The following is a 26,761-nucleotide window of genomic DNA, read 5'->3' as shown; positions in this document are numbered from 1 at the left end:
GCTTCAGGGTGTTTCTTGCTAGTGGGTGCCGGTCAGTACCGGACGTCCATCATTCCCACTCAATGGTCGCTGGCGGCTTGCTCGACACGTCGTAAGTAACGCGGGAGATGCCTTCGATTTCATTGATGATGCGTCCGCTGACGGTTTCCAGCAGTTCGTAAGGCAGGTGTGCCCAACGTGCGGTCATGAAGTCGATGGTTTCCACGGCACGCAAGGCCACGACCCAGGCGTAACGACGGCCATCGCCAACCACGCCTACCGATTTCACCGGTTGGAACACCACGAACGCCTGGCTGACCTTGTGGTACCAGTCGGCCTTGCGCAGTTCTTCGATGAAGATGTGGTCGGCGCGACGCAGCAGGTCGGCGTATTCCTTCTTCACTTCACCGAGGATCCGCACGCCCAGGCCCGGGCCCGGGAACGGATGACGGTAGACCATGTCGTACGGCAGGCCCAGTTCCAGGCCCAGACGACGGACTTCGTCCTTGAACAGTTCGCGCAGTGGCTCGACCAGTTTCAAGTTCATTTCTTCCGGCAAGCCGCCCACGTTGTGGTGCGACTTGATCACGTGGGCCTTGCCGCTTTTCGCGCCAGCCGACTCGATCACGTCCGGGTAGATGGTGCCCTGGGCCAGGTACTTGATGTTGTCCAGCTTGCAGGATTCGGCATCGAACACGTCGATGAACGTGCGACCGATGATCTTGCGCTTCTTCTCCGGGTCGGCTTCGCCGGCCAGGTTACCGAGGAACTGCTCTTCGGCGTTGGCACGGATCACCTTGACGCCCATGTTCTCGGCGAACATGGCCATCACTTGCTCGCCTTCGTGAAGGCGCAGCAAACCGTTGTCGACGAAGACGCAGGTCAGTTGGTCGCCAATCGCCTTGTGCAGCAGCGCGGCGACTACCGAGGAGTCGACGCCACCGGACAAGCCCAGCAGGACGTTGTCGGTGCCGACCTGGGCACGGATGTTGGCGATCGCGTCTTCGGCGATCTTCGACGGCGTCCACAGCGCTTCGCAGCCGCAGATGTCGAGGATGAAGCGCGACAGGATGCGCCCGCCCTGCTTGGTGTGGGTCACTTCCGGGTGGAACTGCACGCCGTAGTAGCCGCGCTCGTCGTTGAACATGCCGGCGATCGGGCAGCTCGGGGTGCTGGCCAGGATGTGGAAGTCTTCCGGCATCTTGGTGACCTTGTCACCGTGGCTCATCCATACGTCGAGGCCGAACAGGCCGTCGGCGTCGATGTGGTCTTCGATGCCGTCGAGCAGGCGGCTCTTGCCGACCACGTCAACGCGGGCATAACCGAACTCACGCAGCTCGGAACCTTCGACCTTGCCACCCAGCTGTTCAGCCATGGTCTGCATGCCGTAGCAGATACCGAAGACCGGCACGCCCAGGTCAAACACCGCTTGCGGGCAGCGTGGGCTGTCGGCGACGTGCACAGACTCGGGGCCGCCGGCGAGGATGACGCCTTTGGGAGCGAACTCGCGAATCGCTGCATCGTCCATGTCGAACGGGTGCAGTTCGCAGTACACGCCGATCTCACGCACGCGGCGGGCGATCAGTTGGGTGTACTGGGAACCGAAGTCGAGGATCAGGATTCGGTGAGCGTGAATGTCGAGGGCCATGATTCAGTCTCGTCTAGATAATTCAGAAACAGTCGTGATTCAGAAACAACTCGGGGCTGAATCAAACAGCCCCGGTCGTTAACTTTTTACTGAAGGCTCAACCTACGCGGTAGTTTGGCGCTTCTTTGGTGATCTGCACGTCGTGGACATGAGACTCGGCCATGCCGGCGCCGGTGATGCGCACGAACTCAGGCCGGGTGCGCATTTCCTCGATGTTGGCGCTACCGGTGTAGCCCATGGAGGAACGCAGGCCACCCATCAGTTGATGGATGATGGCGCTCAGAGTGCCCTTGTACGGAACACGCCCTTCAATGCCTTCCGGGACCAGCTTCTCGGCGCCTGCCGAGGAGTCCTGGAAGTAACGGTCGGAGGAACCCTGGGCCTGGGACATGGCGCCCAGCGAACCCATGCCACGGTAAGCCTTGTACGAACGGCCCTGGAACAGTTCGATCTCGCCCGGCGCTTCTTCGGTGCCGGCGAACATCGAGCCCATCATCACGCAGGAAGCACCCGCTACGATGGCCTTGGACAGGTCACCGGAGAAACGGATACCGCCGTCGGCGATCAACGGCACGCCAGTGCCTTCGAGGGCAGCGGCAACGTTGGCGATGGCGCTGATTTGCGGCACGCCAACACCGGCAACGATACGGGTGGTGCAGATCGAGCCAGGGCCGATACCGACCTTGACCGCATCCGCGCCCGCTTCGGCCAGGGCCTTGGCAGCAGCGCCGGTGGCAATGTTGCCGCCGATCACTTGCACTTCAGGGAAATTCTCTTTGACCCAACGCACGCGGTCGATCACGCCTTTGGAGTGACCGTGGGCGGTGTCGACCACCACCACGTCAACGCCGGCAGCCACCAGGGCAGCAACGCGGTCGCCGGTGTCTTTACCGGTACCGACGGCAGCACCCACGCGCAAACGACCCTGGTCGTCCTTGCTGGCCAGCGGGTAGGCCTTGGCTTTTTCGATGTCGTTGACGGTCATCATGCCCTTGAGGGCGAATTTGTCGTCGACGATCAGCACGCGTTCGATGCGGTGCTTGTGCAGCAGCTCACGCACGTCGTTCTTGTCGGCGCCTTCCTTGACCGTGACCAGACGCTCTTTAGGCGTCATCACTTCACGGACAGTGGCTTCCATACGGTTTTCGAAACGCACGTCACGGGAGGTGACGATGCCGACCAGGTCGCCGTTGTGCAGCACCGGCACACCGGAGATGTTGTGCATGCGGGTCAGTTCGAACAGTTCACGCACGGTAGCGTCAGCCACGATGGTGATCGGGTCCTTGACCACGCCGGCTTCATAACGCTTGACCTTGCGCACTTCGGCAGCTTGCTGCTCGATGGTCATGTTCTTGTGGATGATGCCGATGCCACCTTCCTGAGCCATGGCAATGGCCAGACGGGCTTCGGTAACGGTGTCCATGGCGGCAGAAACCAGTGGAATATTCAGCTCGATGCCACGGGTAAGACGGGTTTTGAGACTGACTTCGTTAGGAAGCACCTCGGAATAACCGGGCACTAAAAGAATGTCGTCGAAGGTCAGAGCTTCTTGGCTGATACGCAGCATCGCGGGGGCTCCCGAGCGGGAAAATGGAAGCGCGCCATTATACTCAGACACCCCCGCCGGCTCAATGTAAAAGTCTGTCTATTATTGATGCGGTGATCGACGGGGTATCTAGCGCCAAATAATCTGTAGGAGCGAGCCTGCTCGCGATGGACTCAAGAACACCGTGGGGAACCAGACTCCCCGCGTAATCGTTCACGTCCATCGCGAGCAGGCTCGCTACACAAGGTCATCAGAGTTCGACTTTCACCCAACTCACCGGCAAATCCAGCCAGTCGGCGAACTCATCGATAAAGCTCTGCTTGAACCCGGCCTCGGCCCAGTTGTTGAAAATGAAGCCCAGATTGGAAAACCCGCACTCCTGAAGGAACAGGAAGCCATTGATGTCATCTTCATGGCCGCACTCGGGGCAGGTGAAGTTATCGGTACGCCCCGGCATCCAGTCTTCCAGGCTCTCGAACAGCGCTTCACCGACTTCCTGGCGGCATTCGGCACAGCCGGCTTCTTCGAGAAAGCCCTTGGCCGGGGTATAGATGCAGCGCTTGGTGATGATTTCCAGGCCATTGATCGGCTCGCCGAACGGCAACGCCTTCGGATGCAGCACCACCTCGCGGGCGCCGGGGGCGATGGCGTGGGCCATGCGGTTGCCGGTCCGGCCACAGGTGCTCAACGGCTCTTCAATGATGTTCTTGCGCACCAGCCAACGCACAATCGCCCGCGCCCTGGGCTCGTGCACCGGCAGGGTGGATATTTTCGGGACGAGGATACTTTGTGAGTTCATGCTGGGGGTCCTGCTGTATGAAGGCCGGCAGCTTAATCCCTGACAAAATCAGGTCAAGTACTCAAATAGCGACCAATCAACGCCAGCCCACTGGCCAGCACCAACCAGGTCACCAATCGCACAAACGCCTCGCGGGACAACTTCATGGCCAGGCGCCGGCCGATCCACAGCCCCAGGCCCATGGCCGGCAACAGGCACGCCGCCAGCATCAACAAGGGTAGCTCGGCATAGACCCCGGCGACCAGGAACAGGCTCAGGCGCACCAGGGTGCTGCAACTGATCAACGCGCTTTGGGTGGCGCGGGCCGCCTCCTTGGGCAGGCGACTGTTGAGATAGATCGCATATAAAAAGCCGCCGCTGCCAAACAGCGCGCCGAACAAACCGCCGATCGTGCCCATGGGAATTGCCCAGCCGGCGGATAATTGCGCGGGACGCACCTTCACCCACAGGCTGTAGACCGCATAGAGACTGATAAACAACCCCATTAATAGCAGCAACAGATCGGACTTCAGGTTCAGCAGGAAGATCACCCCCAGGGTGCAGCCAACCGCCATGCACGGCAGCAAGCGCAACAGTTCGGACTTGGCCACATCTCGCCGCGAGGGCAGCAGGTTGCCGAACGCAGCGACAAAATCCAGCAGCACCAGTAATGGCACGATTTTCGACAGGGGCATGAACAGGATCAGGATCGGCCCAGCCACCAGCGCCGTACCGAAGCCGGCAATGCCAAACACGATGTAGGCGAGACTGATGCCCAGCCCGACCAACAACCAATCCGTGGCCCCCAGCGGCCATTGCTGCAACAACTCGAGCACATTCATCGACAGGCGTTCCTTGAGTAATGTTGATGACTTTAGCCAGCACGGAGCATTGCGACTAATATCGTCTACGCCTCCAACCTATCTCTAAAAGGCATGACTTGTGCTATCGACCCGTCAATTGCGCTATTTCGTCGAAATCGCCGAAAGCGGCAGTTTCAGCGCCGCTGCCGAACGCCTGTTCGTCGCTCAATCCGCCTTGAGCCGGCAGATCAAGGACATGGAGAACCGCCTGCAGACCCCGCTGTTCGAGCGCACCGCCCGCCAGCCGCGCCTGACCGCCGCTGGCGAGGCCTTCTTGCCGCGTGCCCGCAGCCTGCTCAATGAACTGGTCAAGGCCAGTGACATGGCCACCCAGGTCGGCAACGGCCAACTGGGCACCCTGCGCCTGAGCCACTCCAGCACGGTGCCCTTGTCCGGGCGGGTACTGACGGATATCAGCGCCTTTATCGAGCGCGAGCCCGGCGTGTCGCTGGACATCGGCAAACTGTCCTCCGAAGCGCAGCTTGAGGAATTGAGTGAGGGCCGTCTCGACCTTGGCCTGCTACGTCTGCCGGTGTTGCGCCAGCGTGAAGGCATCCAGATTGTGCCGCTGTTCAGCGAGCGCTTGCTGCTGGCAGTGCCCACGGACCATCGACTGGCCGCCTCCAGCACGGTCGAGTTGGCGCAATTAAAGGACGAGGCGTTCATTTCCATCCCCCATCCGCAACGCGGCGGCCTCAGCTATTTATGCGCCGAGTTGTGCATGGGCCAGGGATTTTTTCCGACAGCCGCACGGGTGGTGTCGCGCAAGACCACCCAATTGCAGTTGATCCAGGCCGGATTCGGCATCGCCTTGCTCCCCCAGTCCATGCAGGACATCGCCCCATCCGGCGTGCGCTTTTTGACCTTGGCTGATGAGCATTGCCAAAGCACGGTCGCCCTCGCCTACCGACAGGACCCACCGCCGCTGATCCAGCACTTGATCCGAACCCTGACCCGTGACGAAGATCGCTGAGGCCCGGACATGGTCATGGAGATTCCCAAGCGAATGCCTTTAAACTGCGCCCCATGATTAAAGATCCCTTTGCAAGACTCGGCCTCGACCGGGAAGTCCTGACCGTCAGCCAGCTCAACGGCCGTGCGCGGGTGTTGCTCGAAGACGTGTTCAGCAACATCTGGGTCGAAGGCGAAATCTCCAACCTCGCCCGCCCGGCGTCCGGTCATGTCTATTTCACCCTCAAGGACAGCGGCGCCCAGGTGCGTTGCGCGCTGTTCCGGCAGAACGCGGCACGGGTGCGCCAGGCCTTGAAAGATGGTCTGGCAGTCAAGGTGCGCGGCAAAGTCTCGCTGTTCGAAGGACGTGGCGACTATCAGCTGATCCTCGATACCGTCGAGCCTGCCGGCGACGGCGCTTTGCGCTTGGCGTTCGATGCGCTGAAGGAAAAGCTCAGCGCCGAGGGCCTGTTCAGCGCCGAGCGCAAAGTGCCGCTGCCGGCCCACCCGCAACGCATCGGCATCATCAGCTCGCCAACCGGCGCGGTGATTCGCGACATCATCAGCGTATTCCGCCGCCGCGCGCCGCAGGTGCAACTGACCCTGATCCCCACCGCTGTGCAGGGCCGCGAAGCCACGGCGCAGATCGTCCGCGCCCTCAAGCTGGCCGACTCCCGGGGCTTCGACGCCTTGATCCTGGCCCGTGGTGGCGGTTCGCTGGAAGACCTCTGGTGCTTTAACGAGGAGGCGGTGGCGCGTGCAGTGGATGCCTGCGTCACGCCGATTGTCAGCGCGGTCGGGCATGAGACCGACGTGTCGATCAGCGATTTCGTCGCCGATGTCCGCGCCCCTACCCCATCGGCCGCTGCCGAGCTGCTGGCGCCAGACTCCAGCGACCTGGTGCGCCGCATCGAAAGCCTGCACCGGCGACTGCTGATGCGCATGCGCGACCGTTTGCTGCGCGATCGCCTGCGCTTGGAAGGCATTTCCCGCCGCCTGCGTCATCCGGGCGAGCGTCTGCGCCAGCAGGCTCAGCGTCTGGATGACCTGGACATGCGAATGCGCCGCGCGTTCGAACGTCAGCTCAACAGTCGACGCGAGCTGTTGCTGCGCCTGGAAACCCGCCTTGCCGGCCAGCATCCCGGACGCCAACTGGCCCTGCTGCGCCAACGCCTCGACAGCCTCGGCGAACGCCTGCCGCGGGCCATGCGCGAAGGGCTCAAGGCTCGACGAATGCAACTGCAAAGCCAGGTGCAGACCCTGCAAGTGGTCAGCCCGCTGGCGACCCTGGCCCGTGGCTACAGCATCCTGCTGGATGAACGCGGCAACGCGATCCGCAGCGCCGCCCAGACCCACAACGGCCAACGCCTGAAAGCCCGGCTGGGCGAGGGCGAGCTGCAGGTACGTGTCGAGGACAACCACCTGACGCCTGTCACCCTTTCTCTACTGGATTGATCAATGCCGCGCTTTCTCGCTCCCCTGCTGTTGCTTTGCCTGACCTTCAATGCCCACGCCGACAGCTACATCACCCGCCTGCTGAACAAACCGGTGCCCGGCGGCGTTGCCGTGATCAGTCTCGGCGCCTCCCCTCAGGCGCCCAAGGCCAGCTACCAGGGCAAACCGGTGCTGGTGGTGAAAGAACAGGACAATTGGCTGGCGATTGTCGGCGTGCCCTTGACCGTCAAACCCGGCCAACAACAAATCAGCAGCGCCGGGCGCAACCTGAGTTTCACCGTGAGCATCAAGAAGTACCCGGAGCAGCGCATCACCCTGAAAAACACCCAGCAGGTCAATCCGAACCCGGCCAACCTCAAGCGCATCGAGGCCGAACTGGCGGAACAGATCAAGGCCTACCGCACGTTCAGTCCGAATACCCCGAGCAATCTGCTGCTGGACAAGCCGGTCAATGGCCCGTTGTCGAGCAAGTTCGGGGTACGCCGCTTCTTTAACGGCGAAGAGCGCAACCCCCACTCCGGCCTGGATTTCGCAGTGCCGGCGGGAACGCCAATCAAGACCCCAGCCGCTGGCAAGGTGATCCTGATCGGTAACTACTTTTTCAATGGCAACACGGTGTTCGTCGATCATGGGCAGGGCTTTATCAGCATGTTCTGCCACATGTCGAAGATCGACGTGAAGGTCGGCCAAGCGCTGGCCCGAGGCGCGGTCGTCGGTAAAGTGGGCGCCACCGGGCGTGCAACCGGGCCACACATGCACTGGAACGTCAGCCTGAATGATGCCCGGGTCGACCCGGCGATCTTCATTGGTGCGTTCCAGCCGTAACCCCTGCCCTATGGATTGCGCACGACCAAAAGTCTGCGCAATTACCAGCAACAATTTCACCAATCTCGAAAATAAAATCTCGAGATTAGCGACATTACAGGTATTCCTCTCAAAGATTTTCGACTGCTTGCCATCCTTTCCCGGCGCGGTTAGGGTTGAGGGCATGAAAACCTCTCACACCCTCATTCAGCTTCGCCAGCACCGCAGCCTGTGCCTCGTCAGCGCACGACTGCCGGGCTGAATCGCAGCGCCTCGCCCCCTGCTTTATCCCACAAGAATTGATCCACCGGCAGGCCGCCTCTTTTCGGCCGATCACAGAACAAGGATTACCCAGATGAGCATGCTCAAAGACCCGTCTTCGAAATACCGCGCGTTCCCGACCATCGACATCCCTGACCGCACCTGGCCATCGAAGACCATCGATGTCGCGCCGATCTGGTGCAGCTCCGACTTGCGCGACGGCAACCAGTCGCTGATCGAACCGATGGACGCGGTGAAGAAGCTGCGCTTCTGGAAAACCCTGGTCTCGGTGGGCGTCAAGGAAATCGAAGCGTCGTTCCCGGCCGCTTCGCAAACCGACTTCGACTTCGTACGTACCCTGATCGAAGACGGCCACATCCCGGACGACACCACCATCCAGGTGTTGACCCAAGGCCGTGAAGACCTGATCGCGCGCACGTTCGAATCCCTGCGCGGGGCGAAAAAAGCCATCGTTCACCTGTACAACGCCACCTCGCCTTCGTTCCGACGCATCGTCTTCAACCAGGACAAGGACGGGATCAAGGAAATCGCGGTCAGCGCCGCCAAGCTGTTCGTCAAATACGCCGCCCAGCAGCCAGAGACCGAGTGGACCTTCGAGTACTCGCCAGAAACCTTCAGCGCCACTGAGCTGGAGTTCGCCAAGGAAGTCTGTGATGCGGTGATCGAGGTCTGGAACCCGAGCCCAGAACACAAGATGATCCTCAACCTGCCAGCGACCGTCGAGTGCGCTACGCCGAACATCTACGCCGACCAGATCGAGTGGTTTGGCCGTCACATCAACCGTCGTGACAGCGTGATCATCAGCCTGCACACCCACAACGACCGTGGCACTGGCGTGGCCGCCACCGAACTGGGCCTGATGGCCGGCGCCGATCGCGTCGAAGGCTGCCTGTTCGGCAACGGCGAGCGTACCGGTAACGTCGACCTGGTGACCGTGGCCTTGAACCTCTACACCCAAGGCGTCAACCCGGAACTGGACTTCTCCGACATCGACGGCGTGCGCAAAGTCGTCGAAGAGTGCAACCAGATCGCCGTACACCCGCGTCACCCGTACGTCGGCGACCTGGTCCACACCGCATTCTCCGGCTCGCACCAGGACGCCATCCGCAAGGGCTTCGCCCAGCAGCAACCGGATGCCTTGTGGGAAGTGCCGTATTTGCCGATCGACCCGGCCGATATCGGTCGCAGCTACGAGGCGGTGATTCGCGTCAACAGCCAGTCCGGCAAAGGCGGTATCGCTTACCTGCTGGAGCAGGAATACGGCATCAACTTGCCGCGCCGCATGCAGATCGAGTTCAGCCAGGTGGTGCAACGCGAAACCGACCGCTTGGGTCTGGAAATGACTGCACAGCAGATCCACGCTTTGCTGCACAGCGAGTACTTGCAGGCCAACACCCCGTACGCGCTGGTCAGCCACCGCCTGCAGGAAGAAAACGGTCATAGCGCGGTCGAAGTTGAAGTGTCGAGCAAGGGTCAGGGCGAAACTAACCTGAACTGGCGCGGCAAGGGCAACGGCGCCCTCGAAGCCCTGGTGGCCGGCTTGCCAATCCCGGTTGAAATCATGGACTACAACGAACACGCGATTGGCGCAGGCACCAATGCCAAGGCGGCGGCCTACATCGAACTGCGGGTCAACGGTGAACGTGCGGTACACGGTGTGGGTATCGATGAAAACATCACCACCGCCAGCTTCAAGGCCCTGTTCAGCGCGCTGAACCGCTCGCTGAGCCAGCCGCAGGCCAAAGCGGCGTAATGCAATAGCTGCAATGCAAAAGGCCCCGAATTACGGGGCCTTTTTTTGTGACCTTAAAGGCCCCATCGCGAGCAGGCTCGCTCCTACAGTGAGAAACGCATTACCTGTAGGAGCGAGCCTGCTCGCGAAGCGATCTGTCAGGCAACAAAGAACTCAAGTGAACTCAAAGGTATCGGCATCCAGATTCGCCGGGAACCGCGCCCGGTAAGCCGCCAACTCGGCAGCATCGAGCACGACCTTGAACACCCCATCCGCCTCGCTGGCACTGAGCAAAGTCTCGCCCTGGAAGTCCAGGACCTGGCTGTCGCCGGTATAAGCGAAGCCCTTGCCATCGGTGCCGACCCGGTTCACTGCAGCGACATAACAAAGGTTTTCAATGGCCCGCGCTGGCAGCAAGCGATTCCAGTGCAGGCGGCGCGCGCCGGGCCAGTTGGCGGTGTACAGCAACAGATCAGTGTCGTGTGGGTCACGGCTCCACACCGGAAATCGCAGGTCGTAGCAAATCAGCGGTCGCACCCGCCACCCCTTCAGCTCGAACTGCACCTGACGCTCGCCGGGGGTGTAATGGTTGTGCTCACCGGCCATGCGAAACAGGTGGCGCTTGTCGTAATGCCACACCTCGCCATCGGGTCGCGCCCACAGCAAGCGATTGCGATGACTGCCATCCGCCGCCTGGACAATCACGCTGCCGGTGATTACCGCATCCAGCTTGGCCGCCTGAGCCCGCAACCATTTACTGGTCGGACCGTTTTCCGCCTCGGCAAGGGTTTGCGACTCCATGGAAAAGCCAGTAGTAAACATCTCGGGCAAGATCACCAGGTCAGCACCACGGGCCTGCTCCAGCAGCAGTTCGAAATGCTCGAGGTTGGCCTGACGGTCGTGCCAGGCCAGCGTGGTCTGGATCAACGCCACGGTGAGATTCGGCAAGCTGCTCAGATCGCGCATAGTTTCACCGCTGCTTCACGCAGGGTCTCCTCTCGCTTGGCAAAGCACAGGCGCACCAAGCGCTGGCCTTGCGGTGGCGTCTGGTAGAACACGGAAATCGGAATACTCGCCACGCCATGCTCGCGGGTCATCCACAGGGCCATTTCGACATCATTGAGGTCGGGACGGATCTGCGAGTAATCGACGAGCTGGAAGTAAGTGCCAGTTGACCGGGTGAAACTGAAGCGCGATGGCGCCAGCAGGTCGCAGAACAGATCGCGCTTGGCCTGGTAGAAACCGGGCAGTTCTTCAATGTGTTCAGGATGCTCAGCCATGAAATCGGCCAGGGCGTATTGCAGCGGCGTCACCCCGCAAAAGTTCACGTACTGGTGCACCTTGCGCAATTCCGCCGTGAGGGCCGGCGGCGCGACCACATAGCCGGTTTTCCAGCCGGTAACGTGGTAGGTCTTGCCGAACGAGCTGACCACGAATGCACGCTGGTACAGCTCTTCATGGGCCAGGACGCTGGCATGGGGCACGTTGTCATACACCAGGTGTTCGTAGACTTCGTCGCTGATCAGGTAGATATCGCGATCCCGGATCAACGCCGCCAACTGGTCGAGCTCGACACGGCTGATCAAGGCACCGCTGGGGTTGTGCGGGCTGTTGAGGATGATCATCCGCGTGCGCGGGCTCAGTGCCCGGGCCAACTTTTCGAAGTCGATACGAAAATCGTCCAGGCCCAATTGCACATGCACACAACGACCGCCGGCCAGCTCTACCGAGGGCTCGTAACTGTCGTACGCAGGGTCAAACACGATGACTTCGTCACCGCTGTGGATAACCGCCTGAATGGCACAGAAAATCGCCTCCGTGGCGCCGGGAGTCACGGTCACTTCCGCGTCCACATCGACTTGCACACCGTAACGGCGGGCGACCTTCGCGGCAATTTGCTCACGCAACACCGGCAGCCCGGTCATTGGCGAATACTGGTTGTGGCCGTTGGCGATATGCCGGCCGACCGCATCGCACAGTGCCTGGGGGGCCGCGAAATCGGGGAATCCCTGGGACAGATTGAGCGCGCCGGTCTGCGCCGCGAGCTGAGACATTTGCGTGAAGATGGTGATGCCGACATTCGGCAGCTTGCTGGTGATCATCGGTGGTTCCCTGCTCTACACCCGACTCGAAAGCCCGAGGATAGCCCATCCGCCGCCGATAAAAAAAGGGCGCATAAAGCGCCCTCTTTCGGCTCGGATCCAGGGATCAGAGCAGGCCAGCCATCAACGCTTGTCGCGACGCTTCTTGTCGGCCTTCTTGTGGTGCGACATCAAACGACGCTTCTTGTTGACCTGGCGGTCGGTCAGCGAGTTCTTGTTGGCTTCGTATGGGTTCTCGCCGCCCTTGAACTCGATGCGGATCGGCGTACCGACCAGCTTCAGCACACGACGGTAAGTGTTCTCCAGGTAACGAACATAGGAGTTCGGGACCTTCTCGATCTGGTTACCGTGGATCACGATCAGCGGCGGGTTGGCACCACCCAAGTGCGCATAACGCAGCTTGATCCGGCGGTTGTTGACCATCGGTGGCGCGTGCTCGCTGACCGCGTCTTCGAGAATCTGGGTCAGGCGGTTGGTTGGCCAGCGAGTGATCGCCGACTTGAAGGAGTTCTGTACCGACTGATACAGGTTACCCACACCAGTGCCGTGCAGCGCCGAAATGAAGTGGATGTCGGCGAAGTCGACGAAGAACAACCGGCGCTCCAGTTCGACCTTCACGTAATCACGCTCGGATGGCGTCATGCCGTCCCACTTGTTCAGCGCGATAACGATGGCGCGACCGGCTTCCAGGGCAAAGCCCAGCAGGTTCAGGTCGTGGTCTACCACGCCTTCGCGGGCATCCATCACAAAAATCACCACGTTGGCGTCTTTGATCGCCTGCAGGGTTTTGACCACCGAGAACTTTTCAACTTCCTCGTTGATCTTGCCGCGCTTGCGCACACCGGCGGTGTCGATCAGCGTGTACTTCTCGTCGTTACGCTCGAACGGGATGTAGATACTGTCGCGGGTGGTGCCTGGCTGATCGTAGACGATGACCCGGTCTTCACCGAGCATGCGGTTGACCAGGGTCGACTTGCCGACGTTCGGACGACCGATGATGGCGATCTTGATGCCATCTTTTTCGCTCGGACCGGGAATCCGCACCGCTTCTTCGCCTTCGGCGACGTTGGCGTTCAGATCCTCTTCTTCGGTGTCACGCGGGAATTCGCCCAGGGCGGCTTCCAGCAACGTATTGACACCGCGACCTTGCGCACCGGCAACACCGATGGCGTGGCCCATGCCCAGCGGGGCGAATTCGGCGCGGGCCATTTCAGGATCGATGTTGTCGATCTTGTTGGCCACCAGCAGGGAGCGTTTGTTGCGCTTGCGCAAGTGCTCGGCAATCATCTGGTCGGCGGCGGTGAAGCCCGCCTTGGCGTCTACCAGGAACAGAACGACATCGGCTTCTTCGATGGCCAGCAGCGACTGCTCGGCCATCTTTTCGTCCATGCCGTGTTCGTCACCGGAAATACCACCGGTGTCGACCAGGATATAGGAGCGCCCTTGCCACTTTGCCTCACCGTATTGGCGATCACGGGTCAGACCGGAAAGGTCGCCGACAATAGCGTCGCGGCTTTTGGTCAGGCGGTTGAACATGGTGGACTTGCCGACGTTCGGTCGGCCCACCAGGGCGATTACGGGAACCATGCGGCTCTCCACTTCGATAATTCAGAAAATACAAAAGCCGCTGCAAGGCAGCGGCTGGTGCTCGAGGGCTTCCCTGGACGCATCTCTGTAGGAGCGAGCCTGCTCGCGAAAAACGCCCAGACACCGCATTTATTCAGGACGCCAACGTCATCGTTGACGTCCATCGCGAGCAGGCTCGCTCCTACAGTTCAGTATTGCCGACAGGTATAGCCGCCTGGGGTATTACCCCCAAGCATAGTCCTTACTTGATGGTCAGGGCTTCCAGTTTGCCGCTGTTGCCATACACATAAATCGTGTCACCCACCACCAGCGGACGGGCGCGCAGGCCATCGCTGTCGATGCGTTCACGGCCGACGAAACGGCCATCCACCTGACTCAACAGGTGCAGGTAACCTTCCAGGTCACCGACTGCAACGTAGCTGGAGAACACTTCCGGAGCCGACAGTTGACGACGGGCCAGCGAATCGTTGCTCCACAATGCCGTGGTGGAACGCTCGTCGACGCCTTCAACAGTGCCCGAAGACAGGCTCACGTAGACGTTGCCGAAACCCTGGGCGACACCGGCGTAGCTGGACGCATCACGCTGCCACAGCTGACGACCGCTCTCCAGGTCCAGCGCCGCAACGCGACCCTGATAGCTGGCGACGTACAGGGTGCCGCCCGACAGCAGCAGGCCGCCGTCGATATCGACCACGCGGTCCAACTCGGAACGACCCTGAGGGATCGCTACACGAGTTTCCCACACCGGCACACCGTTGTTGATGTCCAGCGCCACGACCTTGCCAGTCGACAGACCGGCCAGCGCCAGGCGGTTGGTCACGATCGGTGCACTGGTACCGCGCAGGGTCAGAACGGCAGGCGTGCTGTCGTAGATCCAGCGCTGATTGCCGGTGGACGCATCCAGGCCGATCAGGCGATCGTCCTGGGTCTGAACCACCACCACGTCACCATTGTTCGCCGGCGGAGCCAGTACTTCACTGGTCACACGGGCGCGCCAGCGCTCGTCACCGGAGTTGGCATCCAGGGCAACCACTTCGCCGCGCAGGGTACCGACCATGACCAGCCCGTAACCCACGCCTACGGCGCCGGAGACTGGCAGTTCAAGGTCTTTCTTCCATTTGACGTCGCCGTTACCGCGATTCATGGCCACGACAATGCCGTTTACGTCGCCGGCATAGATGGTATCGCCATCGATCGCCGGGACCAGCATGTTATAGGTCTCGCCCTGACCGTCACCGATCGAACGACTCCACTGCTTCTGCAGGACCACTTCTTCTTTGAAGTCGACCAGTTCGGCCGGTGGCAATTCTTTTTTGCTGTTGCTGCTGCAACCCGCGGCCAGAACGGCCAGAGCCAGCAATGCTGCATGTTTCCAACGAATCACGTCACGCATCCCCTTTGGCCAGGTCATCCAGCTTGATTTGCAGGCCGCCGACTGCCGCTTCATCCGACAGTGCCGCCTTGGCTTTTTCGTACGCCGCGTGAGCCTCGTCGGTACGACCCAACTGCACCAGCAGGTCACCCTTGAGCTCTTCGCGAGTGGCCAAGAACGCCTTGTCGGCATCGCCGTCCAGCAGTTTCAGGGCATCTTCAGCTTTGTTCTGTGCAGCCAGGACCTGCGCCAGACGCTGACGCGCGATCTCGCCCAGGGCCGGATTGGCCGGCTTGTCGGCAACTGCTTTCAGCTCGGTGGCTGCGTCGTCGAGCTTGCCGCTGTCGACCGCGACCTTGGCCACGAACAGGCTGCCGTATTGGGCGTAGGCGGTGCCGCCGAACTCGCTGTTGAGCTTGTTCGCCAGGTCCGCTACACGGGCTGCGTCAGGCTTGCCGTCCGGGGTCAGGGTGGTTTCCAGCAATTGCTGATAGAGCATCGAGGCGCCTTGCGACTGATTGCTCTGATACTTCTGGAACGCCTGCCAGCCGAACACGATGACCAGCGCCAACAGGCCGCCAGTGACCAGGGGTTTACCGTTGCGCGTCCACCAGTCCTTCAAATCCGCCAGCTGTTCATCTTCGGTACTCGACACCCCAATACTCCTTATTCGCTAAATCGGCTGTTTGACAGCTTCAACCCTGCACGACGCAGGTGGCCAGGTGAGCGGCGAGCGCATCCCAGGCAATGCTTTGTTGTTCGCCCTGGCCACGCAGGGGTTTGAAACCTACCACTTGCTGGGCCATTTCGTCGTCACCCAGGATCAGTGCGTAGAGTGCACCGCTCTTGTCGGCTTTCTTGAACTGGCTCTTGAAGCTGCCACCGCCGGCATTCACTTGCAGGCGCAGGTTGGGCAACTGGTCACGCACCCGCTCGCTCAACGCCAGCCCGGCCAGCTCGGCGGCTTCGCCGAACGCGCACAGGTAGACATCGACCTGACGGGAGATTTCTTCCGGGATCTGCTCCAGGGTTTCCAGCAGCAGCACCAGACGCTCGATCCCCATGGCGAAACCGACGCCAGTGGTCGGCTTGCCGCCCATCTGCTCGACCAGGCCGTCGTAACGACCGCCCGCGCACACGGTGCCCTGGGCACCGAGCTTGTCGGTGACCCATTCGAAAACGGTCTTGCTGTAGTAATCCAGCCCGCGCACCAGCTTCGGGTTGATCACATAAGGAATGCCCGCGGCATCCAGGCGCGCCTTGAGGCCTTCGAAGTGCGCGCGCGACTCGTCGTCCAGGTAGTCGGCCATCTTCGGCGCATCGACCAGGATCGCCTGGGTATCGGCGTTCTTGGTGTCGAGCACGCGCAGCGGGTTGGTCTTCAGGCGGCGCTGGCTGTCTTCGTCGAGCTTGTCGAGGTGTTGCGAGAGGAACGCCACCAGCGCTTCACGGTAACGACCACGGGACTCACTGGTGCCCAGGCTGTTGAGCTCGAGCTTGACCGCATCGCGGATACCCAGCTCGCCCCACAGGCGCCAGGTCAGCACGATCAGCTCGGCATCGATGTCCGGACCGTCGAGGTTGAACACTTCGACGCCGATCTGGTGGAACTGGCGATAACGGCCTTTCTGCGGACGCTCGTGGCGGAACATCGGGCCGATGTACCAGAGCTTCTGCACCTGGCCACCACCGGTGATGCCGTGCTCCAGCACTGCACGTACGCAAGCGGCAGTGCCTTCCGGACGCAGGGTCAGGGAGTCGCCGTTGCGGTCATCGAAGGTGTACATCTCTTTTTCGACGATGTCGGTCACTTCACCAATCGAACGCTTGAACAGCTCGGTGAACTCGACGATCGGCATGCGGATCTGCTTGTAACCGTAGTTATCCAGCAGACGCGAAACGGTGCCTTCGAAGTGACGCCACAGCGGGGTCTGATCGGGCAGGATGTCGTTCATGCCACGAATGGCTTGCAGAGACTTGCTCACAAAAATTCCTTAATTCGTTTGATCAGCCGCGGGCGATCAGCGCTGCGTCAGCTTCGACCTTTTCGGCCGCTTTCTGGCGAATCAGCCGTTCCAGCTCATCCACCAGATTGTCATTCGTCAATTTCTGCGACGGCTTGCCGTCGATGTAAATCAGGTTCGGTGTGCCGCCCGTCAGGCCAATGTGCGCCTCTTTGGCTTCACCAGGACCGTTGACCACGCAACCGATTACCGCCACATCCAGCGGTACCAGCAGGTCTTCAAGGCGCCCTTCCAGCTCGTTCATGGTCTTGACCACATCGAAGTTCTGCCGCGAGCAGCTCGGGCAGGCGATGAAGTTGATGCCACGGGAACGCAGGTGCAGGGACTTGAGGATGTCGTAGCCGACTTTCACTTCCTCGACCGGGTCGGCCGCCAAAGAAATGCGAATAGTATCGCCAATCCCTTCGGCGAGCAGCATACCGAGGCCCACGGCGGATTTCACTGTGCCTGAACGCAAACCGCCGGCTTCAGTGATCCCCAAATGCAGTGGCTGGACGATTTCCTTGGCCAGCAAGCGGTAGGCTTCGACCGCCATGAACACGTCAGAGGCCTTCACGCTGACCTTGAAGTCCTGGAAATTCAGGCGCTCAAGGTGCTCGACGTGACGCAAGGCCGACTCGACCAGCGCTGCCGGCGTCGGCTCGCCGTATTTCTTCTGCAGGTCTTTCTCCAGGGAACCGGCGTTCACGCCGATGCGGATCGGGATCCCGCGGTCACGTGCCGCATCGACCACAGCGCGAACCCGGTCTTCACGACCGATGTTGCCCGGGTTGATACGCAGGCAATCGACGCCCAGTTCAGCCACGCGCAGGGCGATGCGGTAGTCGAAGTGGATGTCGGCGACCAGCGGCACCTTGACCAGTTGCTTGATCTTGCCGAAGGCTTCGGCCGCGTCCATGTCCGGAACGGAAACCCGCACGATGTCGACGCCAGCCGCTTCCAGGCGGTTGATCTGGGCCACGGTGGCCGCGACATCGTTGGTATCGCTGTTGGTCATGCTCTGCACGGCGATGGGCGCATCACCGCCCACCGGTACCGAACCGACCCAGATCTTGCGGGATTCGCGACGTTTAATTGGAGATTCGCCGTGCATGACTTATTGACCCAACTTAAGGCGAGCAGTGGCGCCATTGGTGAACGGAGCGATATTGACCGCCTGCCCGTTGTAGGAAACTTCTGCGCCACGGGCAAAGCCCAGGAGGACAGCGAACGGCGGCTTGCCGCTGACATCAACAGTGTCGCCTTTACGTTTCAGACCGGCAAACAGCACTTTTCCGTTGCCGTCTGTCACTTGGGTCCAGCAATCGGCAACAAATTGAATGCGTACCTGGCCGGAACCGGCGACCGGAGTGGCCGGTGCGACGACTGTGGCGACCGGAGCTGCTGGCGTTGCTGGAGCGGCAACAGCAGGGGTCGGTGCAACTGGCGCTACCGGAGCAGCAGGCACGGCCGGTGCAGTCACCACCGGAGCCGCGGTAGCGACCGCAGCAGGATCGGCAGCAGTCGTTTCCGCTGCCGGCGCCGTGCTGGTGCCCTCTGGCAGAGCCAACGGCGTCGCCGCCTCGGTTTGCGCCTCGACCACGGCCTGATCTTCCGGCTCGTCGAGCGGGTGGATCTGCGTGGTGCCGTCGGCGCCCTCGACTTCAACGTGTTCCGGATTCAGACCGATCAGATCTTTGGTACGCAGCGAGGTTTGGTCCTGCCACCAGACAAAACCGCCACCCACGACGGCAATCAGCAGCAACAGGCTGACGATGCGCAAAATGGTGTGGGAAATACGGCTTGGTTCTTCGATGCGGCCCAGGCTGTGCACGTTGCTGCCCTGGGCATCGGTGCCGGTGTGCTGGTCGAACTGCTGAACCAGAACGGCCTGGTCCATGCCGAGCAATTTGGCATAGGCACGGATATAGCCGCGGGCAAAGGTATGCCCTGGCAGCTTGTCGAACGCGCCAGCTTCCAGGTTACCCAAGGAAATCGTGGTGAGGTTGAGCTTTACTGCCACTTCCGCCAACGACCAGCCATTGCTTTCGCGGCCCTGACGCAAGGTCTCTCCGGGGTTTACGCGAGTCGCTGCTACAACTTCGGGATGCGCCGCTTTCATCATTGCTCCGACAGGTATTGCTGATATTCCGGGGTACCGGGATAGAGTCGTGTTAATTGCAGGCCCAGACTGGCGGCCTTGTCGCGATCTTCGAACACACTGGCCAACCGCACGCCGAGCCATAGACTACGTGCATTTTGCTCGGCGAGCTGGCTAAAACGGTCGTAATAGTCGCGCGCGGGCACATAATGCCTGTCTTCGAACGACAACTCAGCCATTTCCAGCAACGCCCGTGGCTGCTGGCGATTCAGGCGCAGGGCTTTTTCCAGGTATTCTCTGGCCAGATCACGCTCGCCGAGCTTCATGGCGGTCATGCCCAGGCTTTCGAAAACCCGTGAACGTTCAGGGTAGAGACTGTCGGCAGCCGCTTGTTCAAAGCGCTCGTAGGCGTCCTTGTAGCGCTGCTGCTGATAGAGAAAGCTGCCGTAGTTGTTCAGGATCCGCGCATCGCCGGGACGCACCGCCAGTGCCTTGCGAAAATGCTGGTCGGCCAGCGACGGCTCCATTTCCGCCTGGAACACCAAGCCCAGGGCAGCATTCGCATCGGCGTCCGCAGCATCGAGCTCCAGCGCTTTCTTGAGCGGCACCTTCGCTTGCTCGGTCATGCCCTTGTGCAGGTAGCCCATGCCCAATTGCACATAGGCGGCTCGCGCTTCGTCCCGCCCCTTGCCGGTCTGCAGCGGGTCGTTGCCGCCCGATGACACACAGCCAGCCGAAAGGCTGGCCAACAGCAGGAGCAGCGCCAAGCGCAGGGACATAGAGATCCTCTCTTAGTTACGGGTCGCAGCGTCTTGGGCCATATCGTTGTCGGCGCTCAATTCACGCACGGCGATATAACGTTCGCTGCGGCGGGTGCGATCCAGCACCTGCCCTACCAATTGACCACATGCGGCATCGATGTCTTCGCCGCGCGTGGTGCGCACGGTGACGTTGAAGCCAGCATGGTGCAGTTGATCCTGGAAACGGCGAATGGCGTTGTTGCTCGGCCGCTCGTAACCGGAATGCGGAAACGGGTTGAACGGGATCAGGTTGATCTTGCACGGTACGTTCTTGAGCAACTCGATCATTTCAACCGCGTGCTCAACTTTATCGTTGATGTCCTTGAGCAAGGTGTACTCGATGGTCAACACACGCTTCTCGCCCAGGGACGACATGTAGCGCTGACACGATTCGAGCAGCATCTTAAGCGGATACTTCTTGTTGATCGGCACCAATTGGTTACGCAATGCATCATTCGGTGCGTGCAGCGACAACGCCAGGGACACGTCGATGTGCTTGGACAGCTCATCGATCATCGGCACCACGCCGGAGGTCGACAGGGTCACGCGGCGCTTGGAGATGCCGTAGCCCAGGTCGTCCATCATCAGGTGCATGGCGGCAACGACGTTGTCGAAGTTCAGCAGCGGCTCGCCCATGCCCATCATCACCACGTTGGTGATGGCACGTTCGGCGGTAGCCGGAATGCTGCCAAACGATTTGTTGGCAATCCACACCTGGCCGATCACTTCGGCGGCGGTGAGGTTGCTATTGAATCCTTGCTTGCCGGTGGAGCAGAAGCTGCAGTCCAGGGCACAGCCTGCCTGGGACGAAACGCACAAAGTGCCGCGTTTGCCCTGGGGAATGTAGACGGTCTCGACGCAGCTGCCGGACGCCACGCGCACCACCCACTTACGGGTGCCGTCGCTGGAAATGTCCTCGCTGACCACTTCGGGGCCGCGAACTTCGGCAATGGCCTTGAGCTTGTCGCGCAGGGCCTTGCTGACGTTCGTCATGGCGTCGAAATCATCGACGCCAAGGTGGTGAATCCATTTCATTACCTGACCGGCACGGAAACGCTTCTCCCCGATTGAGTCGAAGAATTTTTCCATTTCCTGTTGAGTCAGACCCAGCAGGTTGGTTTTTACAGTCGATGTAGTCATGGATTCACCTTCACTCTTAAGCCAATGCTTAGCGAGTGGTTACTTCAGTAGCTGCGAAGAAGTACGAGATTTCGCGAGCAGCAGCGGCTTCGGAGTCCGAACCGTGTACAGCGTTGGCGTCAATCGATTCAGCGAAGTCAGCACGGATGGTGCCGGCAGCAGCTTCTTTAGGGTTGGTAGCGCCCATCAGCTCACGGTTGCGAGCGATAGCGTTTTCGCCTTCCAGAACCTGAACAACCACTGGACCGGAGATCATGAAAGCAACCAGGTCACCGAAGAAACCGCGCTCTTTGTGCTCAGCGTAGAAGCCTTCAGCTTCGGCTTTGGACAGCTGCTTCATTTTCGAAGCAACAACTTTCAGGCCTGCTTTTTCGAAACGAGTAACGATTTCACCAGCGGCGCCTTTGGCAACGGCGTCAGGCTTGATGATGGAGAAAGTGCGTTGAACAGCCATGATGTAACTCCAGAAACAGTAATGTGCGAAAAATTAAACCCGCGAATTATACGCGGGTTCTTGGGTATTGCCTAACCTGCGAGGACGATCAGTCGACTTCTTCAATCCAGAGCGCCTGGACCGCTTCCAACACCTTCTCGCCGACTCGGCCAGAAGTGTTGTCAAAGTCCGGCAGCTCCATGATCCATCGCTGCAGGTCGACGAAATTGACCGAAAGCGGATCTACATCCGGCTTGGCTTCAGCCAGTTCTTCTGCGATGCGTTGAACATCATTCCAACCGTAGCTCATGACAGTCTTACCAGTCAGTGCGGCGCTTCGGCCGCATGGTTAAGCGAATATTTCGGGATTTCGACGGTGATGTCTTCTTCACCGACGATGGCCTGGCAGGCCAGGCGCGACTGCGCTTCCAGACCCCAGGCACGATCGAGGAAATCTTCCTCCAGCTCGTCCGCCTCTTCCAGCGAATCAAAGCCTTCGCGAACGATGCAGTGACAGGTGGTGCAAGCACACACGCCGCCACAGGCACTTTCCATCTCGATGTGGTGCTCATGCGCCAGCTCGAGGATGGAGATGCCGGGGGCCGCGTCAACGACCAGGCCTTCCGGGCAGAACTTCTCGTGGGGCAGAAAAATGACCTGCGGCATCGTTATTCCTCAATCTCGTTCAGGTTGCGCCCCGCCAGCGCGGCTTTCACCGTCGAATCCAGGCGGCGGGCAGCAAAAGCGTCGGTCACTTGCGACAGACGCTTGGTCTGCTGCTCGATGGCGAAACCATCGGTGCCTTGCATCAATTCGGTCAGTTCCTGCACTTGCAACTCGATGACCATGCGCTCGTCGGCATCCAGCAAGCGCTCGCCGTCAGCTTCCAGTGCAGCCTGCACCGCTTCGATCAGGCGCTGGGCGTCGACTTGCTGCTCGCGCAACACGCGGGCCACCTTGTCATCGTTGGCGTGCTGGAACGAGTCCTTGAGCATGCGAGCGATTTCACCGTCGGTCAGGCCGTAGGACGGCTTGACCTGGATGCTCGCCTCGACACCCGAACCCAGTTCGCGGGCGGACACGCTGAGCAGGCCATCGGCGTCGACCTGGAAGGTCACGCGAATCTTCGCCGCACCTGCCACCATCGGCGGGATACCGCGCAATTCAAAGCGCGCCAGAGAGCGGCAATCGCTGATCAGCTCGCGCTCACCTTGGAGCACATGAATCATCATGGCCGACTGGCCATCTTTGTACGTGGTGAAATCCTGGGCGCGGGCAACCGGGATGGTGGTGTTGCGTGGAATCACCTTCTCCATCAGCCCGCCCATGGTTTCCAGGCCCAGGGACAACGGAATCACGTCGAGCAGAAGCAGTTCGCCACCATCGCGCTTGTTGCCGGCCAGGGTATCGGCCTGGATCGCAGCACCAATGGCGACCACTTGATCCGGATCGATTTCGGTCAGCGGCTGGCGACCGAAGGCTTCGGCGACCGCCTCGCGAACACGCGGAACACGGGTCGAACCGCCGACCATGACCACCGCATTGACTTCTTCCAGTTCGACACCGGAATCACGCACGGCACGCCGGCAAGCCTTGAGGCTGCGCGCGACCATCGGCTCGATCAGCGCATCAAAGGCTTCGCGAGTCAGCGCGGCCTTCCACTCGCCGTAGACCACTTCGACGCTGGCGGCGCTGGTCAACGCTTCCTTGGCCGCACAGGCGGTTTGCAACAGATGACGCTGCGCACCCGGATCGAGGTCAGCCGACAGGCCAGCGCTCTCGATGATCCAGCCGGCAATCGCATGATCGAAGTCATCGCCACCCAGGGCCGTATCGCCACCGGTGGCCAGCACCTCGAACACACCGCCAGTGAGGCGCAGGATCGAAATATCGAAGGTACCGCCGCCCAGGTCGTAGATCGCCACCAGCCCTTCGGCGTGCTGATCCAGGCCATAAGCCACCGCCGCAGCGGTCGGCTCGTTGAGCAAGCGCAAAACGTTGAGACCGGCCAGCTTGGCCGCATCTTTGGTCGCCTGGCGCTGAGCGTCGTCGAAGTAGGCCGGAACGGTGATCACCGCGCCCACCAGTTCACCACCCAGGGTCGCTTCTGCGCGCTGGCGCAGGACCTTGAGGATATCAGCAGAGACTTCCACCGGGCTTTTCGGCCCCTGAATGGTGTCGATGAACGGCATGTGCGACTCGCCGTCGACGAAGCGATACGGCAGTTGCTCGCCCAATTGCTTGACGTCGGACAGACCACGACCCATCAAGCGCTTGACCGACAGCACGGTGTTCAGGGGATCGGCGGCCGCGGCCTGGCGGGCGGACTCGCCGACCTCGACATGGTCGGCGTGGTAGCGCACTGCAGACGGCAGGATCACCTGCCCTGCAGCGTCGGCCAGCGGTTCGGAAAGACCACTGCGCAACGCAGCGACCAGCGAATTGGTAGTACCCAAGTCGATCCCCACAGCCAGGCGACGCTGGTGCGGTTGAGGACTTTGGCCGGGTTCGGCGATCTGCAGTAGGGCCATCGTTATCAGGACTTATCTGTATATCAGGCGTGCGACCGAGGCGGCACTGGGTTAATCGTCGAGGCGCTCTTCTAACTGGCGCACTTCGTAGGTGAGCTTGTCGAGGAACTGCATGCGCCGCATCAGGCGTTCGGCCTGTTCGCGTTGCGCTGCATCGTTCCAGCAAGCTGCGAAGCTTTGGTTCAGCTCATCCTGGGCAGTTTTCAGGCGTCGCTTGAACACCGCGACACCGGCCAGATCGGCGCTGTCTTGCAGGTCTTCGAGCTCTTCACGCCATTGCATCTGCTGCAGGAGGAAGTCCGGATCGTGCACCGTGACTTCCAGCGGCAACTCGCCACCGCCGAGCGCGAGCAAGTATCGCGCACGCTTGGGCGGGCTCTTGAGCGTCTGGTAGGCCTCGTTGAGGCTCGCCGACTGCTCCAGCGCCAGGCGCTGCTCACGCTCGGAAGCATCAGCAAAACGGTCCGGGTGAACGCCGCGTGCCAACTCACGGTAGCGCGTAGCCAGCTGATCGAGGTCCAGATTGAAGCTCGGTTGCAGCTCGAATAAAGCGAAATGACAAGGAGTTCCCACGAGCTGCCTCAGATGTTGAAGCTTTCGCCGCAGCCACATTCACCGCGTACGTTGGGATTGTTGAACTTGAAGCCTTCGTTCAACCCTTCCTTGACGAAATCGAGTTCGGTGCCGTCCAGGTAGGCCAGGCTTTTTGGGTCGATGATCACTTTCTCGCCGTGACTCTCGAACACCTGATCCTCTGCCACCACTTCGTCGACAAACTCCAGCACGTAGGCGAGACCGGAACAGCCTGTGGTGCGCACACCCAGACGAATCCCCTCACCTTTGCCGCGCCCGTCGAGGGAGCGTCGCACGTGCCGAGCGGCCGCTTCTGTCATGCTGATAGCCATCGTTGACTCCTTACTCGTCGCCAAAACCTGAAAGTCAGATCAAGCCTTTTTTCTGCTTGTAGTCGCGAACGGCGGCCTTGATGGCGTCTTCAGCGAGTACCGAGCAGTGGATTTTCACTGGCGGCAGGGCCAGTTCTTCAGCCAGCTGAGTGTTCTTGATGGTTTCGGCTTCATCCAGGGTCTTGCCCTTCATCCACTCGGTGGCGAGGGAGCTGGAGGCAATGGCGGAACCGCAACCGTAGGTCTTGAACTTGGCGTCTTCGATCACGCCCTGCTCGTTGACCTTGATTTGCAGGCGCATCACGTCGCCGCACGCCGGAGCGCCGACCATGCCGGTGCCGACGTCAGGATCTTCCGCGTCCATCTTGCCGACGTTGCGCGGGTTTTCGTAATGGTCGATGACCTTTTCGCTGTAAGCCATGATTCTCAATCCTCACTCATCAGAGAGTCGCTCTTTGGGTCCGGTGAAGCATTGATTCAAGGCCGGACCCGTGTGCGGCGACTTAAATATCAGTGTGCCGCCCACTCGATCTTCGAAATGTCGACGCCATCTTTGTACATATCCCACAGCGGCGACAGAGCGCGCAGCTTGGTAACGGCCTCGCAGACTTTCTGCGCGGCGTAATCGATTTCTTCTTCGGTGGTGAAGCGGCCGAAGGTGAAGCGGATCGAGCTGTGGGCCAGTTCGTCGTTGCGGCCCAGGGCGCGCAGCACGTACGAAGGCTCAAGCGAGGCCGAGGTGCAGGCCGAACCGGACGACACGGCCAGATCCTTGAGCGCCATGATCAGCGACTCGCCTTCAACGTAGTTGAAGCTCAGGTTCAGGTTGTGCGGAACGCGAGCGGTCAGGCTGCCATTCACGTACAGCTCTTCGAGGTTTTCCACTTGTTTGTAGAAACGGTCGCTCAGGGCCTTGATGCGCACGTTCTCGGCCGCCATGTCTTCCTTGGCCACGCGGAACGCTTCACCCATGCCGACGATCTGGTGGGTCGCCAGGGTACCGGAACGCATGCCGCGCTCGTGACCGCCGCCGTGCATGGTCGCTTCGATGCGCACACGCGGCTTGCGGCTCACGTACAGTGCGCCGATGCCTTTAGGGCCGTAAGTTTTGTGAGCGGAGAACGACATCATGTCGACCTTCAGCTTCTGCAGGTCGATCTCGACCTTGCCAGTGGACTGAGCGGCGTCGACGTGGAACAGGATGCCCTTGGCGCGCAGCAACTCGCCGATAGCGGCGATGTCGTTGATGGTGCCGATTTCGTTGTTCACGTGCATGACCGAAACCAGAATGGTGTCGTCACGCAGTGCAGCCTCGATCATCTCAGGGGTAACCAGACCATCTTCGCGCGGTTCGAGGTAGGTTACTTCGAAACCTTCACGCTCCAGTTGGCGCATGGTGTCCAGGACAGCCTTGTGCTCGATCTTGGTGGTGATCAGGTGCTTGCCCTTGGTGGCATAGAAATGTGCCGCACCCTTGATTGCCAGGTTGTCGGACTCGGTGGCACCGGAGGTCCAGACGATTTCACGCGGATCGGCGTTGACCAGGTCGGCGACCTGACGACGGGCGTTTTCCACCGACTCTTCGGCTTTCCAGCCGAACACGTGGGAACGGGACGCCGGGTTACCGAAGTTTCCGTCAACCAGCAGGCATTCACTCATCTTTTGCGCGACACGCGGATCAACCGGGGTGGTCGCAGAGTAATCAAGGTAAATCGGCAATTTCATGGACTATCTCCTAAATCAGGCTGG

Annotated in this window: 26 protein-coding genes; 4 read left to right on the top strand and 22 right to left on the bottom strand. The window is 60.6% G+C overall.

Annotated elements, in window-relative coordinates:
• Window positions 1-49: 49 nt before the first annotated feature.
• The 4 genes from guaA to NR126_RS06110 form a co-directional block, all read right to left on the bottom strand.
• Window positions 50-1,627 carry a glutamine-hydrolyzing GMP synthase gene (guaA, locus tag NR126_RS06125; protein ID WP_027619677.1) on the bottom strand — a complete coding sequence of 526 codons (1,578 nt, stop codon included), beginning with the start codon at window positions 1,625-1,627 and terminating at the stop codon, window positions 50-52.
• 97 nt (window positions 1,628-1,724) lie between these two features.
• On the bottom strand, window positions 1,725-3,194 hold the full coding sequence (guaB, locus tag NR126_RS06120; RefSeq protein ID WP_027619676.1) for an IMP dehydrogenase: 1,470 nt from the start codon (window positions 3,192-3,194) through the stop codon (window positions 1,725-1,727).
• Window positions 3,195-3,423: 229 nt separating this feature from the next.
• Window positions 3,424-3,972: a hypothetical protein gene (locus NR126_RS06115; RefSeq protein WP_027619675.1), complete on the bottom strand. Its 549-nt coding sequence runs from the start codon at window positions 3,970-3,972 to the stop codon at window positions 3,424-3,426.
• A gap of 53 nt (window positions 3,973-4,025) precedes the next feature.
• A complete protein-coding gene (locus NR126_RS06110) occupies window positions 4,026-4,793 on the bottom strand; it encodes a sulfite exporter TauE/SafE family protein (protein WP_027619674.1) in 768 nt (255 codons plus the stop codon).
• Window positions 4,794-4,893: 100 nt separating this feature from the next.
• Between NR126_RS06110 and NR126_RS06105 the strand changes: the two genes are divergently transcribed.
• The 4 genes from NR126_RS06105 (at window position 4,894) to leuA (ending at window position 10,059) form a co-directional block, all read left to right on the top strand.
• The gene (locus NR126_RS06105; protein ID WP_256829888.1) at window positions 4,894-5,787 is read left to right on the top strand and encodes a LysR substrate-binding domain-containing protein; all 894 of its coding nucleotides are present in this window, start codon (window positions 4,894-4,896) and stop codon (window positions 5,785-5,787) included.
• Between the two features lie 53 nt (window positions 5,788-5,840).
• Window positions 5,841-7,220 (top strand): exodeoxyribonuclease VII large subunit, encoded by a 1,380-nt coding sequence (gene xseA / locus NR126_RS06100; RefSeq protein ID WP_027619672.1) that lies wholly within the window; start codon window positions 5,841-5,843, stop codon window positions 7,218-7,220.
• Window positions 7,221-7,223: 3 nt separating this feature from the next.
• Entirely contained in the window at window positions 7,224-8,045 is an 822-nt protein-coding gene (locus NR126_RS06095) for a peptidoglycan DD-metalloendopeptidase family protein (protein WP_256829887.1), read from the top strand.
• 334 nt (window positions 8,046-8,379) lie between these two features.
• Window positions 8,380-10,059 carry a 2-isopropylmalate synthase gene (leuA, locus tag NR126_RS06090; protein WP_027619670.1) on the top strand — a complete coding sequence of 560 codons (1,680 nt, stop codon included), beginning with the start codon at window positions 8,380-8,382 and terminating at the stop codon, window positions 10,057-10,059.
• Window positions 10,060-10,212: 153 nt separating this feature from the next.
• Here the strand turns inward: leuA and NR126_RS06085 are convergent, their stop codons facing one another.
• From NR126_RS06085 to NR126_RS06000, 18 genes are all read right to left on the bottom strand, one after another.
• Complete coding sequence (locus tag NR126_RS06085; RefSeq protein ID WP_027619669.1) at window positions 10,213-11,004, bottom strand: amidohydrolase; 792 nt, start codon at window positions 11,002-11,004, stop codon at window positions 10,213-10,215.
• Entirely contained in the window at window positions 10,992-12,140 is a 1,149-nt protein-coding gene (locus NR126_RS06080; protein ID WP_027619668.1) for a pyridoxal phosphate-dependent aminotransferase, read from the bottom strand. The genes NR126_RS06085 and NR126_RS06080 overlap by 13 nt, the downstream gene beginning before the upstream one ends.
• Window positions 12,141-12,263: 123 nt before the next feature.
• The gene (gene der / locus NR126_RS06075; RefSeq protein ID WP_027619667.1) at window positions 12,264-13,727 is read right to left on the bottom strand and encodes a ribosome biogenesis GTPase Der; all 1,464 of its coding nucleotides are present in this window, start codon (window positions 13,725-13,727) and stop codon (window positions 12,264-12,266) included.
• A gap of 241 nt (window positions 13,728-13,968) precedes the next feature.
• Entirely contained in the window at window positions 13,969-15,120 is a 1,152-nt protein-coding gene (gene bamB / locus NR126_RS06070; RefSeq protein ID WP_105755908.1) for an outer membrane protein assembly factor BamB, read from the bottom strand.
• Window positions 15,113-15,754 carry a tetratricopeptide repeat protein gene (locus tag NR126_RS06065; protein WP_027619665.1) on the bottom strand — a complete coding sequence of 214 codons (642 nt, stop codon included), beginning with the start codon at window positions 15,752-15,754 and terminating at the stop codon, window positions 15,113-15,115. Before NR126_RS06065 ends, bamB begins: the two co-directional genes overlap by 8 nt.
• Window positions 15,755-15,794: 40 nt before the next feature.
• The gene (hisS, locus tag NR126_RS06060; RefSeq protein WP_027619664.1) at window positions 15,795-17,084 is read right to left on the bottom strand and encodes a histidine--tRNA ligase; all 1,290 of its coding nucleotides are present in this window, start codon (window positions 17,082-17,084) and stop codon (window positions 15,795-15,797) included.
• 22 nt (window positions 17,085-17,106) lie between these two features.
• Window positions 17,107-18,216: a flavodoxin-dependent (E)-4-hydroxy-3-methylbut-2-enyl-diphosphate synthase gene (gene ispG / locus NR126_RS06055; protein WP_027619663.1), complete on the bottom strand. Its 1,110-nt coding sequence runs from the start codon at window positions 18,214-18,216 to the stop codon at window positions 17,107-17,109.
• A gap of 3 nt (window positions 18,217-18,219) precedes the next feature.
• A complete protein-coding gene (locus tag NR126_RS06050) occupies window positions 18,220-19,224 on the bottom strand; it encodes a RodZ family helix-turn-helix domain-containing protein (RefSeq protein WP_027619662.1) in 1,005 nt (334 codons plus the stop codon).
• Window positions 19,224-19,982 (bottom strand): type IV pilus biogenesis/stability protein PilW, encoded by a 759-nt coding sequence (pilW, locus tag NR126_RS06045; RefSeq protein ID WP_027619661.1) that lies wholly within the window; start codon window positions 19,980-19,982, stop codon window positions 19,224-19,226. Before pilW ends, NR126_RS06050 begins: the two co-directional genes overlap by 1 nt.
• Window positions 19,983-19,994: 12 nt before the next feature.
• Window positions 19,995-21,143: a 23S rRNA (adenine(2503)-C(2))-methyltransferase RlmN gene (gene rlmN, locus NR126_RS06040; RefSeq protein ID WP_027619660.1), complete on the bottom strand. Its 1,149-nt coding sequence runs from the start codon at window positions 21,141-21,143 to the stop codon at window positions 19,995-19,997.
• Window positions 21,144-21,171: 28 nt separating this feature from the next.
• On the bottom strand, window positions 21,172-21,597 hold the full coding sequence (ndk, locus tag NR126_RS06035) for a nucleoside-diphosphate kinase (RefSeq protein WP_003227894.1): 426 nt from the start codon (window positions 21,595-21,597) through the stop codon (window positions 21,172-21,174).
• An 88-nt stretch (window positions 21,598-21,685) separates the two neighbouring features.
• Window positions 21,686-21,886, bottom strand: a complete 201-nt coding sequence (gene iscX / locus NR126_RS06030) for a Fe-S cluster assembly protein IscX (protein WP_027619659.1) — start codon at window positions 21,884-21,886, stop codon at window positions 21,686-21,688.
• A 14-nt stretch (window positions 21,887-21,900) separates the two neighbouring features.
• On the bottom strand, window positions 21,901-22,242 hold the full coding sequence (fdx, locus tag NR126_RS06025; RefSeq protein ID WP_027619658.1) for an ISC system 2Fe-2S type ferredoxin: 342 nt from the start codon (window positions 22,240-22,242) through the stop codon (window positions 21,901-21,903).
• Between the two features lie 2 nt (window positions 22,243-22,244).
• A complete protein-coding gene (gene hscA / locus NR126_RS06020) occupies window positions 22,245-24,107 on the bottom strand; it encodes a Fe-S protein assembly chaperone HscA (RefSeq protein ID WP_027619657.1) in 1,863 nt (620 codons plus the stop codon).
• A 51-nt stretch (window positions 24,108-24,158) separates the two neighbouring features.
• Window positions 24,159-24,680 (bottom strand): co-chaperone HscB, encoded by a 522-nt coding sequence (hscB, locus tag NR126_RS06015; RefSeq protein ID WP_027619656.1) that lies wholly within the window; start codon window positions 24,678-24,680, stop codon window positions 24,159-24,161.
• A gap of 8 nt (window positions 24,681-24,688) precedes the next feature.
• Entirely contained in the window at window positions 24,689-25,012 is a 324-nt protein-coding gene (iscA, locus tag NR126_RS06010; RefSeq protein ID WP_003227904.1) for an iron-sulfur cluster assembly protein IscA, read from the bottom strand.
• Window positions 25,013-25,046: 34 nt separating this feature from the next.
• Entirely contained in the window at window positions 25,047-25,433 is a 387-nt protein-coding gene (iscU, locus tag NR126_RS06005) for a Fe-S cluster assembly scaffold IscU (protein ID WP_027619655.1), read from the bottom strand.
• 89 nt (window positions 25,434-25,522) lie between these two features.
• The gene (locus NR126_RS06000; RefSeq protein ID WP_027619654.1) at window positions 25,523-26,737 is read right to left on the bottom strand and encodes an IscS subfamily cysteine desulfurase; all 1,215 of its coding nucleotides are present in this window, start codon (window positions 26,735-26,737) and stop codon (window positions 25,523-25,525) included.
• Window positions 26,738-26,761: the final 24 nt, after the last annotated feature.

This window comes from Pseudomonas sp. Pse1, from assembly GCF_024519635.1.
Classification (GTDB): domain Bacteria; phylum Pseudomonadota; class Gammaproteobacteria; order Pseudomonadales; family Pseudomonadaceae; genus Aquipseudomonas.
This window is presented reverse-complemented; position numbering and strand designations above follow the sequence as displayed.